We start from the raw sequence: 17,694 nt of genomic DNA on the forward strand, positions 1-17,694 counted from the left end.
ATGGGTTAAATTCTCCAAAGAGAATATTACATATTGTAAGTGCAATGGATCGTGGCGGTGCCGAAACGATTATTATGAATATATATAGACATGTAGATAGAAAGAAAATTCAATTTGATTTTATTACCCATTCAAATAAGAAACAAGATTTTGAAGATGAAATTATCAGTTTAGGCGGAAAATTATACAAAACTCCAAGTTTAGGTAAATCTGGACCTATAGTATATCTTAAAAGGTTAGCTAAAATTATGTCCTCTTATCCATATCAAGCCGTTCATGCTCATACTGATTATCAAGCTGGCTTTCCCGCTTTAGCAGCAAAGATGGTTGGAATTAAAATAAGGATTTGTCATTCCCACAGTAATAATTGGACTAAAGGAAACCATATAAAGGGAAAATTAACTCATAAAGCTTTGCAAACTATGATGAAAATTTCAGCAAATAGATATTGTGGATGTAGTCCTGAAGCTACACGTTTCATGTTTGGTAAACAGATAGTTAAAAATAAAAAGGTTTTAATATTAAAGAATGGAATTAATCTTACTGAATTTACAGAAACAAATAATAATAGCAAGACAAGCGTCATAAGAGAATTTGATTTAAGAAAAGATGTAAAAATTATTGGACACGTTGGACGTTTTTCAGATTCGAAGAACCATATCTTCATTTTACATTTTTTGGAAACATTATTAAAGAAAGATAGAAGATTTATAGCACTTTTAATTGGAGATGGACCCTTGAAATCAGAAATAGAGCAAAAAGCAGAAGCTTTAGGAATAAAAGATCATATAAGATTTTTAGGGGTGAGAACGGATATACCTAGATTAATGAAAGCCTTTGATGTTTTTTTATTTCCATCTTTATTCGAGGGGTTTGGAATTGCAGCCTTAGAAGCACAAGGAGCTGGTACACCTTGTATTATTTCAGATACCCTACCAAAAAGTACTGATATGGAACTAGGACTAGCATCCTTTATTAGTTTAGACGAACCTCTTGATATTTGGTGTGAAGAAACAATAAATTCCTTATTAATTACTACACCGGACATTGAAACAATAAAAAAATTCATATCAACTAAAGGCTATGATATTAAAAGTAATGTTAAAGATTGGCTAAAACTATATGAAGTATCCTGAAAAAGAGGTTTTAATAATGAAGAAAAAGATCTTGATTACTTCTTTTGATTTGGCAATAGGCGGAGTTGAAAGAAGTCTCATAGGGTTGTTAAATCAAATCGATTACAATAAATACGACGTCGATTTATTATTATTTAAACATGAAGGAGAATTTCTTTCTTTTATTCCAGACGGACCCATTTTATTGCCGGAAGAACCATCTTATACAACATTTAGAAAATCTATTCATCAAATAATGAAAGACGGTTTTTATCCAATTGCTATTTCTAGAATTATTGCAAAATATACAGGTCTTTTTCATGGAAAAGTAAAAAAGGTTGAAGAGCCAGGTTATTTATCCATTCAATATGGCTGGGAGTTCTCTAATCGTTTGCTGCCAAAACAAAATAAAGAATATGATGTGGCCATAGGTTTTCTATGGCCACATCATTTTATCGGAGATAAGGTACAAGCCAAGAAAAAAATTGGTTGGATTCATACCGATTATTCAAATATATACGTCAACAAGAGAATAGAGAAAAAAATGTGGCGGAAATTAGATGAAATTGTGGTAGTTTCAGAAGAATGTTCTCAAACATTTTTAAATGTTTTTCCTGATTTTAAAGATAAAACAACAGTAATTGAAAACATACTATCTCCTGAATTTATTAAGGAACAAGCACAGTTAGAAAATCCTAAAGAGATTACTAAAGTTCTAGGGAAAACGATATTATTAACTGTCGGTCGCTTAACACATGCAAAAGGTTTAGATGAAGCTGTAAAGGCTTGTAAAAAACTAGTAGACGATGGATTTGACATTGAATGGTACGTTGTTGGTTATGGCCCGCTAGAAAATGAATTAAGAACCTTGATAAAGTATTTAGGAGTGGAAAAACAATTTATTTTATTAGGGAAGAAAACTAATCCATATCCATATATCAAGGCATGTGATATCTACGTTCAACCATCCCGATATGAAGGAAAAGCAGTTACAATTCGAGAAGCACAAGTTCTAGGTAAACCTGTTGTGCTAACGAATTTTCCTACAGCGAAGAGTCAAGCGGTCAATGGTTTTGATGCCTTAATTACAGAGTGTGGTCGGGATGGAATTGTTAGAGGACTTCGTGAAATTATTAAAAATGATGCTTTTAGAAAGAAATTGGTTTCAAATGTTCTTTCTAAAGATTATGGTAATGAAAATGAAATTAATAAAATCTATGAATTAATGGATGCTTGATTTTATACGAAGGCGAGGTACTCCTAAAATGGAAATACTAGTTACCGGCGGAGCTGGATTTATAGGAAGCCATACATGTGTAGAGCTCTTGAATGAGGGCTATGATATTATTGTGGTTGATAATTTTTCTAATAGTAAACCCGAATCCTTAAAGCGTGTTTGTGAAATAACAGGGAAAACAATAAAGATTTATCAGGCCGACCTTTTAAATCGAGATCTTTTCGAAAAGGTGTTTATAGAAAATAAAATAGATGCCGTTATCCACTTCGCTGGACTTAAAGCAGTAGGAGAATCAGTCGATCATCCTCTCAAATATTTTAAAAACAATATTACGTCTACCATTATTCTTTGTGAACTCATGCAAAAATACAAAGTAAAAAAACTTGTATTTAGTTCTTCTGCTACTGTTTATGGGTTGCCAGAGTGTGTACCTATTTCAGAAGATTTTCCTTTACAAGCATTGAACCCATATGGAAGAACCAAGTTAATGATTGAAGAAATACTTCAGGATTTATATATTTCAGATGCTGCATGGAGCATTTCAATTCTAAGGTACTTCAATCCGATTGGTGCTCATGAAAGTGGAGAGATAGGTGAAGATCCTAGTGGAATTCCTAATAATCTGATGCCTTATATCACTAAAGTAGCCGTAGGAGAATTAAAAGAACTTCAAGTTTTTGGGGAAGATTATCCAACTATCGATGGTACGGGTGTCAGAGACTATATACATGTAGTCGATCTTGCACAAGGACATGTTTTTGCACTTGATAAAACTATAAAAGCTTCTGGAGTAAACATCTATAACCTTGGTACTGGAAAAGGTTACAGCGTCTTAGAAGTCTTATCAGCATTTGAATCGACAACTGGAGTTAACATTCCATTTAAAATTACACTCCCTAGACCAGGAGATGCTGCAGTTTGCTATGCTGATCCTACAAAAGCAGAAAAAGAGTTGAAATGGACTGCAAAGAGAAACATCAGTGATATGTGTCGAGATTCTTGGAGATGGCAATCTCGAAATCCTAATGGGTACAAAAAGAACAAAGATACGGAAAATCCTCGCTTCGAACAAAGTGAGGATTTTTTAATGCAAAATTAATAGAAATATGGTGAAAAGAATGGAACAAGAAGAACTAAATAAGGAGAAGTTCAAAAATCTATTATTACATGCATACAAATTGGGTACGGAATCAGAAAACATGAAGGTTTCTAATTTATTAGAAGAAATCAAACAACAATTAGTTGTTTCGTATCGTAAATAAATCCGCTGGAAGTGAAAATATGAAGAGAATGTTTGATTTATTCATATCAATCATTTTATTACTATGCTTAAGCCCACTAATCTTAATTATTGGTGTCTTAATAAAGATTAGACTTGGATCACCTATTCTTTTTAAACAGATGAGACCAGGTCTAAACGGAACTCCATTTTATCTTTATAAGTTTCGTTCCATGAATAATCAAAAGGATGATCAAGGAAAACTTCTTCCGGATCACTTGAGATTAACTTCATTTGGTAACACTCTAAGAAAGTTCAGCCTAGATGAATTGCCTCAGCTAGTTCATGTTGTTAAAGGAGATCTAAGTTTAGTAGGGCCACGGCCGCTTTTAATGGAATACCTTCCGTTATATACAGAAGATCAAGCTAAACGTCATCATGTTCGCCCTGGTATTACTGGATGGGCACAGATAAATGGACGAAATGCAATAACATGGGAAGAAAAATTCAAATTGGATGTTTGGTATGTAGATCATAATACTTTTTGTTTAGACATTAAAATTCTTTTAATCACTATAAAAAAAGTATTAATGTCTGAAGGAATAAATCAAGATGTTAATGTTACTATGCCAATTTTCAAGGGAGAAATCAAAAGTGAAATCAAAAAAAATTAATATTCTGTTTACAAGTAGTGGAAGAAGGGTTTCTTTAATTGAGCATTTTAAAAAAGAGCTTAAAGAACTAAATAATGCTGGGAAGATAATAACATGTGATGTTAAAAGTACATCTCCCGCTGCATTTGTTTCTCATCATCATGAAATTGTTCCGCCTGTCTATGATAAAAGTTATATTTTTAAACTAAAAGAAATCTGTATTAAAAACGAAGTAAATCTATTAATCCCATTAATAGATTCAGAACTTTGTATAATTTCTAAACATAAAAAGGAATTTGAGAAATTAGGAGTTACAATATTAGCGTCATCTCTTAAAGTAAACGAAATTTGTTTTGATAAGAGTAAAACAACTCAATTTTTTAAAGAAAATAATATTGAATGCCCTAAAGAATACAATATTGAAGATGTCCTATTAGACGAAAATTCAGTATTTCCGTACTTAATTAAACCTGCAAAAGGCAGTTCCAGTATAGGAGTATATAAAATTAATAATCGAAAAGAACTAATTTTTTTTAAGGACTATATATCTCAGCCAATTTTACAAGAATTTTTATCTGGAAATGAATATACAATAGATGTTTTTGTTGATTTTAATGGGGATTATCTAACGGCTGTACCTAGACTTAGGATAGAGACTCGTGCTGGTGAAGTCAGTAAAGGGCTAACTGTAAAAAATAAGCTCCTAATGAATGCTGCAAAGGATGTTATAAATAAATTACCTGGAGTAATTGGATGTATTACGTTGCAATGTTTCTATACAAATCATGGAGATATAAAGTTTATAGAAATAAACCCTCGCTTCGGTGGAGGGTCACCATTATCAATTGCTGCTGGTGCTAATTTTCCTAAATATATTATTGAAACATTAACTAATACGGATTCTACTATTAATATGAATAGTTGGAATGACGGTCTTTTAATGTTGAGATATGATGATGCTATTTTTCTAAATAGGGATGAAATTAAATGATAGGTGCAGTTATATTTGATATGGATGATACGTTGTACTCAGAATATGATTTTGTGAAGAGTGGACTTAAAGCAGTTGATCATCATTTAAGTTTTAATAATATAAAAGGTTTTTATGAGATAGCGATCGTACTTTTTAATAAAGGAATAAGAAATAATCTATTTAATAAAACTCTAGAATTTCTTAATGTTGGTTATAGTGAACTTGATATTAAAAACTTAGTTTTTGTATACCGGAATCATACTCCAAATATTTCACTTTCAGATGAAACAATAAATATTATTAAATGGTTAAGTAGTAAATATAAAATGGGCTTACTTACTGATGGCTTTTTAACTACTCAAGAAAAAAAAGTAAAGGCATTAGAATTGGATAAATATTTTGATGTTTTAATTTATAGTGATCAGTATGGCCGTAAGAATTGGAAACCAAGTAACGTTCCATATTTAAAAGTAATGGAGTATTTTAAATTAGATGGTCCTCACTTGCTATATGTTGGCGATAATGCATCCAAGGATTTTATTTCAGCAAAAAAACTTGGTTGGTTGACAATACAATTACAAACAGAACAAGGAATTTATAAAAATATAAGTGTAGATTCTGAATATGAAGCTCATTATAAAATTACTTCTATATCTCAATTAAGAGAATTATTATGTGGGAAAATTTGTAGTTATACGGAGGTGAAGTAATGAATGAGAAAAAAATCCTTTTATCGTCGCCCCATATGAGCGGCAATGAAGAAAAGTATATTAAAGATGCTTTTGAAACAAATTGGATTGCGCCATCAGGACCAAATATTGATGCTTTTGAAAAAGAGTTAGCAGAATATGTAGGAGTCGAAGAAGCTGTTGCAGTCAGTTCAGGAACTGCAGCGATTCATTTGGCTCTTTCTTTATTAGGTGTCCAAAAGGGCGATAAAGTTTTTTGTTCAAGTCTTACATTTGTGGCAACGGCAAACCCAATTCTCTATCAAAATGCGGAACCTATTTTCATTGATTCAGAACCTGAAACATGGAATATGTCACCTACCGCTTTAGAAAGGGCATTTAAAGAGGCAATTAATGACGGTAAACTCCCTAAAGCTGTTATCATTGTGAATCTATATGGTCAACCCGCTAAAATGGATGAACTTTTAACCATTTGTAATCAATATGAAGTTCCAATTATTGAAGATTCAGCTGAGTCACTGGGTGCCACATATAAAGGTAAATACAGTGGAACATTTGGGGGATTTGGAATCTACTCATTTAATGGAAATAAAATCATCACAACTTCAGGTGGAGGAGCGCTTATCTCTAACGATACGAAAGCCTTAAAACAGGCTCGATTTTTAGCTACTCAAGCAAAAGATGCTGCTCCACATTATCAGCATAGTGAGATTGGTTACAATTATCGAATAAGTAATATTCTTGCTGGAATTGGCAGAGGTCAACTAGAAGTATTAGAGGATAGAGTACAAGCCAGGAGGGCAATTTATGATTTATATTATCACGAATTGGGCTATATACCAGGATTAAAATTTATGCCCGAATTAGAGAATACCCAATCAAACCGTTGGCTGACAACCTTGACAATGGATCAAGAAGAAATAGAAACTACCATACCCAATTTACTAAATACTCTTGAAGAGGAAAATATCGAGGCACGACATATTTGGAAACCACTTCACTTGCAGCCTCTTTTTCGGACTTACAATTATTATCCTCATACTAGAGATACTGATGTATCTAAACATCTATTCGAAACGGGAATCTGTCTGCCATCTGGGTCCAATATGACTCGTAACGATCAAATGAGAGTAATTCATTCAATAAAAAGAGCATTAACATAAAGATTGATTACATTCCTTTAAACACATTGACTCAAAAATGGAAAAAACAGTGAAGAGGTAAACCTATGATTGGAAAAAACATTGCAGAGTTAAGAAAGAAGAGAGGGTATACCTTATCGGAACTTGCTGAACAGGCAAAAATTTCGAAGTCTTATCTAAGTAATATAGAACGTAACATTAATAAAAATCCCTCCTTGCAAGTAATGGAGAAAATTGCGAACGTATTAAATGTTGATTTCATAACACTACTAAAACAAGAAACTACCAAGGTTAATCCATGCTACTTAGAAAAAGAATGGATAGATTTTGTAGAAGAACTTAAAAAAAATGGTCTTAAAAAAGACCAAATAAAAGAGTTCAAACCCTTAATTGAGTTTATTAAATGGCAAAATAAAAGGGATTAACTTATATATCTAAAATACAAGGATTTTGATCAAAGACTATGTCTAAGTAAAAACTATCAAAGAAATAATTATAATAACAAAAATGAATTTGAAAATTATATGAAATCATAACGGTGGAAATTAATAAATAACACAAGACTATATAATAATACCTATACCAATTCTTCTTACTTAAAGAAGTCAAACGCAAACTATCTAGACTAACAAATAGTTTAATTTTAGTACTTTATTACTAATAATTAGATATAAATAAAGGTTCTAAAGTTTGAAAAATAATCAAAGTGAGGATTTTCAATATGGATAATGTACTATTACTAGACACATCGGTAGGATCTCTTAATAAAGGTGATGACATAATTATGAAATGTATTAGACATCAATTATTAGAAATAACAAATAATAAATTCACCTTAACACTTCCTACGCATGTGTCACCTTTTCATTGGTATCAAGTGGTAAGACGCTCTAACAGAGTGCAAATTTACAGTGATGCAAAATATAAATTTGTTGGGGGTTCTAATTTATTAACTATGAATATGCTTACACATTTTCCACAATGGAATATAAATTTATTTAATTATCAACCATTAAAAGGAAGTGTTTTGGTGGGGGTTGGAGCAGGAAAAGGGAGTAAAGTGAATACTTATACAAAAATATTATATTCAAAAGTACTATCGCATAGATTTATTCATAGTGTGAGAGATGAAAGAACTAAAGACATTTTAGAGGATATGGGGTTTAAGGCTATAAATACAGGATGTGCCTCATTATGGCTACTCACCCCAGAATTTTGTAAAGATATTCCAACAAAAAAAGCTGATAAGGTAATTTTCACTCTAACACATCACGCTAAAAACTTTGAAAAAGATCAATTTTTAATTAATCTATTAAATAAAAATTATAAAAATATTTATTTTTGGGTTCAAGATGCAAAGGATTTAGATTACTTTAAGGAATTTGAAAATATAGAAGAAATACAAGTTGTACCTCCTTCAGTTGAGAAATATGAAGAAATACTAGATAAAGAAATTGATTATATAGGAACGCGTTTACATGGTGGGATTTTTGCAATGAGAAATAAGAAGAGATCTATTATTATTTCTATTGATGAGAGAGCACAAGGAATGGCCGAAACTTATAATATTAATACTATTCATAGAGATAACTTTAATCAATTAGAGAAAATGATAAACTCAGAAATTATTACAAATGTTAATGTTAATTATGAGATGGTAAATAAATGGTTAAATCAATTTGAAATATGAAAAAGGAAGAAGAGTGACATTTATGAAGAGTATTGTTTTAGATGAAATCAAAGTTAATAATAATCGCGTAGATTACTATTTTACTCCTACAAAAAAATTACAAAAATACTTTAAAGCCAATAATAATCTATTTATAGAATATAACCATGAACTTTGTGATATTCCAGAAAGCATACTTACCATTCCTTTTTTATCAAATGTAATCCCCCTTATATGGATTACTAATTCTAAAATCCAGGTAAATGAATTAGATAAATCATTTTATGATTGTTTAGCTAGTTTAAAAAAGTCTTATCAAATTATGTTTCCGAATATGGATTTTCAAGGGGAAATTATAGTGGGGAAAGTTGTGGAAAACTCATATGAACCTATTCATGAGGTCGCTTCTTTATTCAGCGGTGGATTAGATGCTATAACAACATTTATTAGAGTGAAAGACAAAAAACCAATATTAATTACAGAGTTTGGATGGCATGAAAGTGAAATAAAGAATAGTGACGTATGGGACGCTGATAAAGAAAATGCGGTTGAATTTGCAAAGAATTACGGATTAGATAACATATTGCTTCAATCAAATTATGGTAACTTTATAAATCCAAGAAATATCGACAAAGATTTCTCTAAAAGGTTGGGTGACACCTGGTGGCATGGATTACACCATAGCTTAGCAATAATATCAGCTGCAATACCTTTAGCTTTCAAGCTCAAGGTAGAGTGTATCTATATCGCAAGTTCACACTCTATTGGTTTAGAAATCCCTTGTGCATCTGATCCTACTACAGATAATAAAATAAGATTTGCTTCAGGAAGGGTTTTTCATGATGGTTTTGAACTCACAAGGCAAGCTAAAACTAAAGTGGTTGTGGATTACTTTTCTACTATTAAAGAAACCACTAAAATTAGAGTGTGTTTTAAAAACGAAGAGAATTGTTGTAATTGCGAAAAGTGCTTAAGAACCATCTTAGGGATTGTGGCGGAAGGGAAAAATCCAAAAGATTTTGGATTTAATATTCCAGATGACTTTTCAGCTCATATTGAAAACTTTCTATTCAATAATATAAAGTTCTTTACAAAAACAAATATTATGTTTTGGAATATTATTAAACAACGTTTCAAAGAGAATAAAAATAATATACCTTCGAAGTTTATGTTAGAGTGGTTTTTAATTTACGATTTTGCAACCGAGCGGAAATATTCATTGATAAAATATAGAGTAATAAAATTCTTCCCAATTTTAAAAAGAAAAATCAGTGCCAAAATATTTAGAAATTTTGAAAGTGGTTACTAAGATACTAATATTATGAGAACAATAAACTCTTTTAAGAATATACTTTTTGGTTTATCAGGCCAATTCATTAGTGTTTTTATGGGATTTGCTGTTAGGACTGTATTTATATATTCATTAGGTATTGAATATATGGGCATTGATGGATTATTTTCAAGCATTTTAATTATGCTTTCTTTAGCCAATTTAGGATTTGACACAGCTATTATTTATAGTTTGTATAAGCCATTAGCAGAAAATGATATTCAGAAAATAAAAGCTTTAATGAATTTATACCAAAAAGCATATAGAATCATTGGATTAATTATATTTCTACTAGGTATGATTTTATTTCCGTTTATACCATTTTTAATAAAGGACGGAAAAATAATAAATCATCTCAATATAATTTATTTTTTATTTCTAGTTAATTCTGTATTATCTTATTACTTTGTCTATAAACAGGCAATAATCATTGCTGATCAAAAGACCTATATCATTTCTAAAATTCATAATTATTTTATTGTTTTTTCTAATATTATACAAATTCTAATCTTATTGATGACAAAAAATTATATCTTACTATTATCTTTTCAAGTATTGATAAGGATTATCGAAAATGTATATATAGTGGGAAAGGTCCATAAATTATATCCTTTCTTGAAAGGAAAAAATAATGTTCAATTAAATAAAAACGATAAAAAAGAATTTTTCAAAAATTTATATTCATTATTTTTATATAAGGTTAGTGGAGTTGTTATTAACGGAACAGACAATATTATCATTGCTAGGTATGTCGGAATAATTCAAGTTGGAATGTATTCGAATTATTTATTAATAATTTCAACTCTTAGTACTTTTATAAGTCATGTATTTTATTCTTTAAATTCAAGTGTTGGAAATTTAGTAGTTACAGAAGAAAAAGAAAAAAAGTATTTTATATTTCGTGTAATTCATTTTGCTAACTTTTGGGTTTATGGATTAACCACTTTATTAATATGGAATTTGATAAACCCATTTATAATAATTTGGTTAGGAAAAGAGTTCGTATTTAATAAATTAATTTTGTTCTCTATCTTATTGAATTTTTTAACAGCTGGAATGCAAAGTGCCTCAACAACATATAGGCAAACTACTGGGTTATTTAATAAAGGGAAATATAGACCTATTATCGCTGCTGTTATCAATATTGTCTTATCGTTAATTCTTGTTCGAATTATTGGGATCACAGGTGTATTTATAGGAACAGTTGTAAGTAGACTATGTACGTATTTTTGGTATGACCCATTTATTATTTATAAATATATTTTTGGAAAACCAGTTAAACGGTATTTCTTAAGATATGCCATTTATTTCACATTAATTGTACTATCAATATTTATTACTGAAACCATTTTCTTATTTTCATTTTCAAATCTTATATTCCGTACTTTTTCTAGTCTTATTATTCCCAATGCTTTGTTTTATATAGTATTTAGAAAAACAAAGGAATTTATATATTTGAAAAGCGTAGTCAATAATGTTTTAGGAATTGGGAAAAGAAAGATATTAAAAAAGAAATCGACCAGTCTATAATATTAATTATTTTATTGCTATGGCTTAAGTATTCAATAATAAAATACTATAAGAGAGTTTTATCAAATATTTTATTTTATAAGAATAGATTTTATATAAATATTTGAGCGAAGACAACAACTATTACTTTCTGTATGAAAAAGGAGAAAATATAATGAGTAAGGTTAGTGTAATAGTTCCAATATATAATGCTGAAAAGCAACTTAATAAATGTATAAAATCTATACTAAATCAATCTTTTACGGATTTTGAATTAATTTTGGTAAATGATGGATCCACGGATAAGAGTTTGGAAATATGCAATAAATATAAAGAACGGAATGAAAATAGAATAGTGGTAATCGATAAAAAAAATGAAGGAAGCATTCCTACAAGGCGAATAGGACTAGAAAAAGCTAGTTCTAATTATATAATGTATGTGGATGCTGATGATTGGATTGAAAAAAGAACTATTGAAATTCTTTATAATGAGTCTACTATAAATAACTTAGATATTGCAGTATGTAACAAATATAATGTTCTTGGAAAAATAAGTGTTTTTAAAAAAAAGAGTGAAAAAAAATATTTTATTGGAAACAAACTTTACATGGAAAAAGATATAAAAAAGGATATAGTGCCAGCATACTTTTATGGTCATCCTTTTCCAGCTTCACTTTATGCAAAAATGTATAAAAGAGATATCCTTTTATATAGCGGAAAATATTTAAATAGAAATATTTTTTTTGGAGATGACCTATTTTATAATTTAGAAATTTTTTTAAGAGCGCAACGAGTAAAGATGATAAATAAACCACTATATTATTATAGAGTGGGCGGCTTTACAAGTAAATATATGCCTTATTTGTTTGATGATATGGTAAATGGTTATGAAATTTTCAAAGAGGTAATTAATGAATATTACCTTGAAACCAAACAACAACAATATAATGGTATTAGTATAATGTTATTAAATACCTTGAAAACGTGTTTATATAATTTAGTTAATAGTAATTTAACTGAATTAGAAATTAAAAATTCAATCAATAATTATATTAACAATAAATCAATACTAGAAGCTATTAATAATCCGGGAGTAATAAATTATTTTCCAGCTGAATATTTAATATCTATAAAAGAACATGATATTGATTACTTGTACAATATAGGTATGGAAATTTATAAAGATAGAAAACTCAAAAATAAGTTAATAATTATTTTAAGAAAAGTGTCTTTATTATAACTTAGAATTCGCCGCTCATAATAATGAAACAAGAAGTGTGGATAAGTATTGAATTTTAACCAAAAGTCTTTTAGAAAATTTTGATGTTAGTATAGTTTCATAATCACATCTTGGTTAAATACTAAACATGATACTTGTGAGAAGGTCAATCTTTGAACGTAAGAATAAAAAATAAAATAATGAAATCAAGAAAACTATTTTAGATTTTTATCACTCCGGTAATTAATTCGATTAAAGAATAAAGCGGCGAAGAGGGCGTATAGAAGTTACTAATTTATAATCGGTCATATAATTTATTCCTATAGGTTTAGGAGAAGACTACATGACTCTATAGGATTTAGCAGCGGTACAGAAAGGTAAAACCAACTGTAAAAGCAATAAGTTTAGTCCCTAGTTGTTTTCTTGAAAAAAGTAACCGAGACCCAAGAATCTATAGAAAGTATTAGTAATCCCAAGAAGCAGTCATATTGGTTTCTTCAACTTGTCGTATCCAAAAGCGAATAGGAAGACAAAGAACTAAGAAAAAAAATTCATCTTATTTAATTGGAAATCAAAGGACTTTATGGTGCTCGCAATACAAGGGTTTTCCCTTAGCCTCAAGCATGTTCAACGCTTGCTTTTGTTAACTATCACTTTCAAAAAAATCCGAAGGGCTTATTTCTTCATGCGGATCATCCCTCACAATAAACGAGTAATGAGTTTACCCAACATACCAGAATCATAATAATAAGCAAACCTTTCGTCAGAAAGGTTGTCCGCATGAAATTCTTGTATTAACCAAGTAGGAGTCAAGCACGTAAAGTATCTAGACTACCAAACAGTAAATTAGCGTTATTTCAATTATTTAAATATTGGTATTAACAGTAGCTTAAGATATAAGACTCCACAAACCATTGAATATCTAAAGATTTAGCTTTTTGTGAACAATTATTGATTAAAATCCATTTGTTAAAAAGGAGTATTCAATTGATGAGTTCTATAAAATAATTATTTAACTGATACTCACATATATTTAAATCAGCCAATAACTTATTCAATATTTGAAACCTATAATTATATAAATGTTAGAGAGTCCAAAGATTGTTAATAGATGTTTTTTCCGTGCATAATTAGAATTGAATTGATCTTATCACATATAATTATATTGCATAATTTTAGGTTTCATTAAATAAGAGAATTTGAGTGATATTGAATGGTAGACATTCCATTAATAGTTTTTGAACCCTTTTGATCTATGGTTGAAATATCTGCATTTGTTGGGAACTTATTGATTGAAAATAATATTATGAACATTAAATTAGCACATTCCCCTTTGTTTAAATCTTAATATAAAGAGTATGAAAGTTTTAATTTGAAATTACCCCATACGTTCTAAACTCAGCCAAAACCCCTACATACTGCCATGTTACTCCTCCGTCATTAGATTTTCCTGTTGTATGGGAAGGTGCTACAGTTCCTGATGTTCCTGCCATGGTTGCTTTATAGACTTTGTTATCTGAATGAACAAAAGTATTAATGACGTATACTTTATGAGCTGTCCATGGATTGGTATTGGCATATCCAGATTTAATACATATCCAACCGAGAAATCCGCCAGCAATAATATTTTTGTTTTCTACTTTTTGACCAACCACAAATACCCCTGTTGCAGGCAGTACTGAACTACTAGATACGTATATTGGTGTATAGAATTCTATGCTTCCATTGGCTGGGGAAGGGAACCCACTAAACCCTTCAAAAGTGGTGTTCTTAATTATTGCAGAGTTGGTATAAATGTTAGGATTTGTGCTGAAAAATAATCGAAGGTTAGAAATGTCGGAGACTCGTATTTTAGAGTCTACTATATTAACGTTTTTATAATTATTAACATCGAAGTTGCTATCTGTGTTGTAATACTTTATTAATGTAGTAACCGACTTTGATTGGTGTATTAATTCGGTGTCGATGATATCTAATTCATATTTTCTTGGGACAATACCTTCTGTATAATTAGTAATTTTTATATTGTCGCTAATTCCCATTAAATAAGCGCCAGTATTGTTTGACGTAAAATTAATTTTACAATTGTTAAAAATTGTCTTTCCGGTAATATCTCCAATGGATGTGTTATTAACATATTGACCACCCGATATTACGTTACTATCTTGGAAAAGGCAATTATTGAATAATATGCTGTGTGAAAGAGTTGCATCTTCGATTTGTGCAGTAACCGAACAGTTATAAAACTCGGAATTATGGAATTCAATGTCATTTGTTAGATTATTTGAATTGAAAGAAACGGATCTAAACACATTATCACTTACATAACTTGTAGAATCTTTTGGTTTCATCACTGAAACCCTATAATGTGAGCCATAATCGAAATCTTCAAACGTATTATCTGTACACCTTTTTATATTGTCAATCGTTATATTGGTGTAACCAGTATATGAGGACCCTGTGTAGCTTTTAAGATTATTTCCAATAAACTCAACGTTACCTGATGAACTTAAGGCGTCTATATTTATTATATTATTAATAAGTCTAACCCTAGTTTTAACTCCTGTTGCTTTAACTGTCATTGCTGTCGTGTTGATTGTATTGTTAATGAAAAAAACATCTCTTTCTTGTGTAGCTACAGAATTGGTTATTTGTAATCCACTACTCTCATAGAACACGTTGTTATCTATAATCATGTTAGCGTTATTGTATACAATAACACCACCAATTTCACTTACTATATTACCGACTATTCTGCCGTGATAAACTCCCATTAGTATCCCATTAAACCCTGAGAATATATGGTTATTCTCTATTATTACATAGTTACTGTAGCTGTCTTCAAAGTTAATGGCATATCTAGTCGAATCAGGGAATAATGGGATGTTTAACCCAGAATCCATTCCGTTGTGGTAGATCTTATTATAGGATATATAGGTGAAATCTGCTCCACCACTTATGCCACCTCTATGATTATCGTGCACAGTACATCCGTAAATGGTAACATGATGACCCTGAGGTTTTGTTATAGAATATGAAATCTCAATGTTGGCAAGACCTATTGCTTCATTAATAAATTGTAATCTTATATAAGCAGTATTATGAGGTACTGTTACGGTTTGTAGATAGACCGCTTTCTTTCTAGTTATTACCACATCTTTAGAATTGTAAAAGATGTATTCAAATGTCCTGTTTGCAATAAGGGGTATTCTTGTATAACCACCGCTCGTTCTCATTTGTAGCTGTGTATGTTCTCCTTGTATAATTGGAAATTTATTAGATAGATAGGATCCTGGGAGGGTTTGTACAATTTTACCCGTTGTATCAATATATCCGGGATAGGCTTTAATGTCAGAGGGATTTAGATTCCATTTTCCTGTTTTGGTAGGATAAGATCCTATTATTATTCCATCTCCCATAAACATGGAAACATCCATATGTCTAATAGAGATGAAGTGTGCACCAGAATCAACTTTTATGCCATAGGTTTGTTCCATTCCTTTTTCAGAATTAAAACCATTTCCCCCGTCAGAAAAGCTTCTATTAGGGATATCACCCACTATTATTCCGTTTAACACTTGAGCATATGAAACATTATCGATTCGAATTAATTCTCCACTTAACTTCCATGCTGGCGTCGTTAATGGTGATTTATCATAAGGGTTTTTATTAATTGAGTCGTACATTACCTCAAAGGTAGACCCGTTTAAATCTAGAGTTTGGTTACTAAATAAAATTATGGGGGTGTTTACCATTGAGTAAATTTCAGATGCTCCACTAAGGTTGGTATAACAAAAACTATATGTGCCGATAGGAACAACAATTCTTGTTAAACCATTATCATTCGCATACTTAAGAGCTTGATTAAATCCTAGAATGTTATTATATGCGATTTTCCATTGTTCTGTTGTGTAAGGAGGTTTTCCAAAAGATCCTTCGGTAATTCCCCACCTTAGAAGCTCAATTACGTAAGAGGATTTGTTGATAATCATTGTATCTTCGAAAGGCGTCCAATTTTCACTATGAAATTCTATAATATCACCATCTGAAGGTGTTGTTGATGAGCCAGATGAATTCATTAACTTGTTATTGGTACTTTTAATTAATCTATTTGAGTCATTATTTGCATTGTGATCAACCTCAATTTTATTATTTTCAAAAGTTTTTGATTCCTTAGGGTTATTAAATCCGGTTATAATCAATAATCCATTCAAAGTTTTCGGAACATGTTGTCCGGATAAAATATTTATTAATCCTGACGCAGTTAATATTTCATTTTCTGCACGATTGATATCTATTTCAAACAATAGTTTTCTTAAATCGGTATCCTCAAATATTACAATTCTATTTCCATCACTCTTAATGATATCGTTTGATGACTCATTCTTAAAAGTACCTATGCTACTAACGATATTTATTAATTTATTTCCTGTTTTGGAAGTACCAATGAATAACTCTTTAGTGTCCATACAGTAACCAAACTCACCAACATCTAATGTAGGTAAATCTTCTTTCAAACCTTTCCGTGCTTTGATTTTGTGTGACATTAAAATATTCCTCCATTAATAAAATTGCTGTTACCAATACTTGATTCAAAAATATCAACAATATCGTTATTTGTTTTGGTGATTTCTGTTTGCAGTTTTGCCGTCAACTTGGGGATCCAACAAATACTTTTCAGTGAAATCATAATAACCATTCAAATCTTCTATAAGATTATAATATGTAAAAAGGGACAGGTTGTAAGGGCATAAACCTTTGTAATATGTATCATTTTTCGCATTCGGGTGAGGGGGGCGGTATAAATTAAATCTATATCTATATTAAGAAGAATAATTAAAATACAAAAAAAGGGGGTGTCCCAAAAGTCAGGAAAATGATTTTTAGAGCAACCTTTTTTTATGAAATTTATGCACAAAAAAATCGCCCTTTTTAGTAA

Annotated in this window: 13 protein-coding genes; 12 read left to right on the forward strand and 1 reads right to left on the reverse strand. The window is 30.3% G+C overall.

Annotated features, from left to right (window positions below; all coding sequences use genetic code 11):
* Window positions 1-44 precede the first annotated feature (44 nt).
* From ACQKL0_RS09470 to ACQKL0_RS09525, 12 genes are all read left to right on the forward strand, one after another.
* Window positions 45-1,136, forward strand: a complete 1,092-nt coding sequence (locus ACQKL0_RS09470; RefSeq protein WP_427687389.1) for a glycosyltransferase family 1 protein — start codon at window positions 45-47, stop codon at window positions 1,134-1,136.
* Window positions 1,137-1,149: 13 nt separating this feature from the next.
* Complete coding sequence (locus ACQKL0_RS09475) at window positions 1,150-2,352, forward strand: glycosyltransferase (protein ID WP_427687391.1); 1,203 nt, start codon at window positions 1,150-1,152, stop codon at window positions 2,350-2,352.
* 28 nt (window positions 2,353-2,380) lie between these two features.
* Complete coding sequence (gene galE / locus ACQKL0_RS09480; protein ID WP_427687169.1) at window positions 2,381-3,451, forward strand: UDP-glucose 4-epimerase GalE; 1,071 nt, start codon at window positions 2,381-2,383, stop codon at window positions 3,449-3,451.
* A 182-nt stretch (window positions 3,452-3,633) separates the two neighbouring features.
* Entirely contained in the window at window positions 3,634-4,245 is a 612-nt protein-coding gene (locus tag ACQKL0_RS09485) for a sugar transferase (protein WP_427687171.1), read from the forward strand.
* Window positions 4,226-5,215 carry an ATP-grasp domain-containing protein gene (locus ACQKL0_RS09490; protein WP_427687173.1) on the forward strand — a complete coding sequence of 330 codons (990 nt, stop codon included), beginning with the start codon at window positions 4,226-4,228 and terminating at the stop codon, window positions 5,213-5,215. Before ACQKL0_RS09485 ends, ACQKL0_RS09490 begins: the two co-directional genes overlap by 20 nt.
* Window positions 5,212-5,907, forward strand: coding sequence for an HAD family hydrolase (locus ACQKL0_RS09495; protein WP_427687175.1), 696 nt, complete (start codon window positions 5,212-5,214; stop codon window positions 5,905-5,907). Before ACQKL0_RS09490 ends, ACQKL0_RS09495 begins: the two co-directional genes overlap by 4 nt.
* Window positions 5,907-7,049 (forward strand): aminotransferase class I/II-fold pyridoxal phosphate-dependent enzyme, encoded by a 1,143-nt coding sequence (locus tag ACQKL0_RS09500; RefSeq protein WP_427687177.1) that lies wholly within the window; start codon window positions 5,907-5,909, stop codon window positions 7,047-7,049. The genes ACQKL0_RS09495 and ACQKL0_RS09500 overlap by 1 nt, the downstream gene beginning before the upstream one ends.
* A gap of 65 nt (window positions 7,050-7,114) precedes the next feature.
* Window positions 7,115-7,453 (forward strand): helix-turn-helix domain-containing protein, encoded by a 339-nt coding sequence (locus tag ACQKL0_RS09505; protein WP_427687179.1) that lies wholly within the window; start codon window positions 7,115-7,117, stop codon window positions 7,451-7,453.
* 296 nt (window positions 7,454-7,749) lie between these two features.
* The gene (locus tag ACQKL0_RS09510; protein WP_427687181.1) at window positions 7,750-8,718 is read left to right on the forward strand and encodes a polysaccharide pyruvyl transferase family protein; all 969 of its coding nucleotides are present in this window, start codon (window positions 7,750-7,752) and stop codon (window positions 8,716-8,718) included.
* A gap of 22 nt (window positions 8,719-8,740) precedes the next feature.
* Window positions 8,741-10,006, forward strand: a complete 1,266-nt coding sequence (locus ACQKL0_RS09515; RefSeq protein WP_427687183.1) for a peptidase — start codon at window positions 8,741-8,743, stop codon at window positions 10,004-10,006.
* Window positions 10,007-10,018: 12 nt separating this feature from the next.
* On the forward strand, window positions 10,019-11,557 hold the full coding sequence (locus tag ACQKL0_RS09520; protein WP_427687185.1) for a lipopolysaccharide biosynthesis protein: 1,539 nt from the start codon (window positions 10,019-10,021) through the stop codon (window positions 11,555-11,557).
* A 154-nt stretch (window positions 11,558-11,711) separates the two neighbouring features.
* Window positions 11,712-12,776, forward strand: a complete 1,065-nt coding sequence (locus tag ACQKL0_RS09525; RefSeq protein ID WP_427687187.1) for a glycosyltransferase — start codon at window positions 11,712-11,714, stop codon at window positions 12,774-12,776.
* Between the two features lie 1,346 nt (window positions 12,777-14,122).
* Here ACQKL0_RS09525 and ACQKL0_RS09530 read toward each other — a convergent pair.
* Entirely contained in the window at window positions 14,123-17,302 is a 3,180-nt protein-coding gene (locus tag ACQKL0_RS09530; protein WP_427687189.1) for a hypothetical protein, read from the reverse strand.
* Between the last annotated feature and the right edge of the window lie 392 nt (window positions 17,303-17,694).

It is taken from the genome of Peribacillus sp. NPDC097264 (assembly GCF_050277925.1).
In the GTDB taxonomy this organism is placed as follows: domain Bacteria; phylum Bacillota; class Bacilli; order Bacillales; family DSM-1321; genus Peribacillus.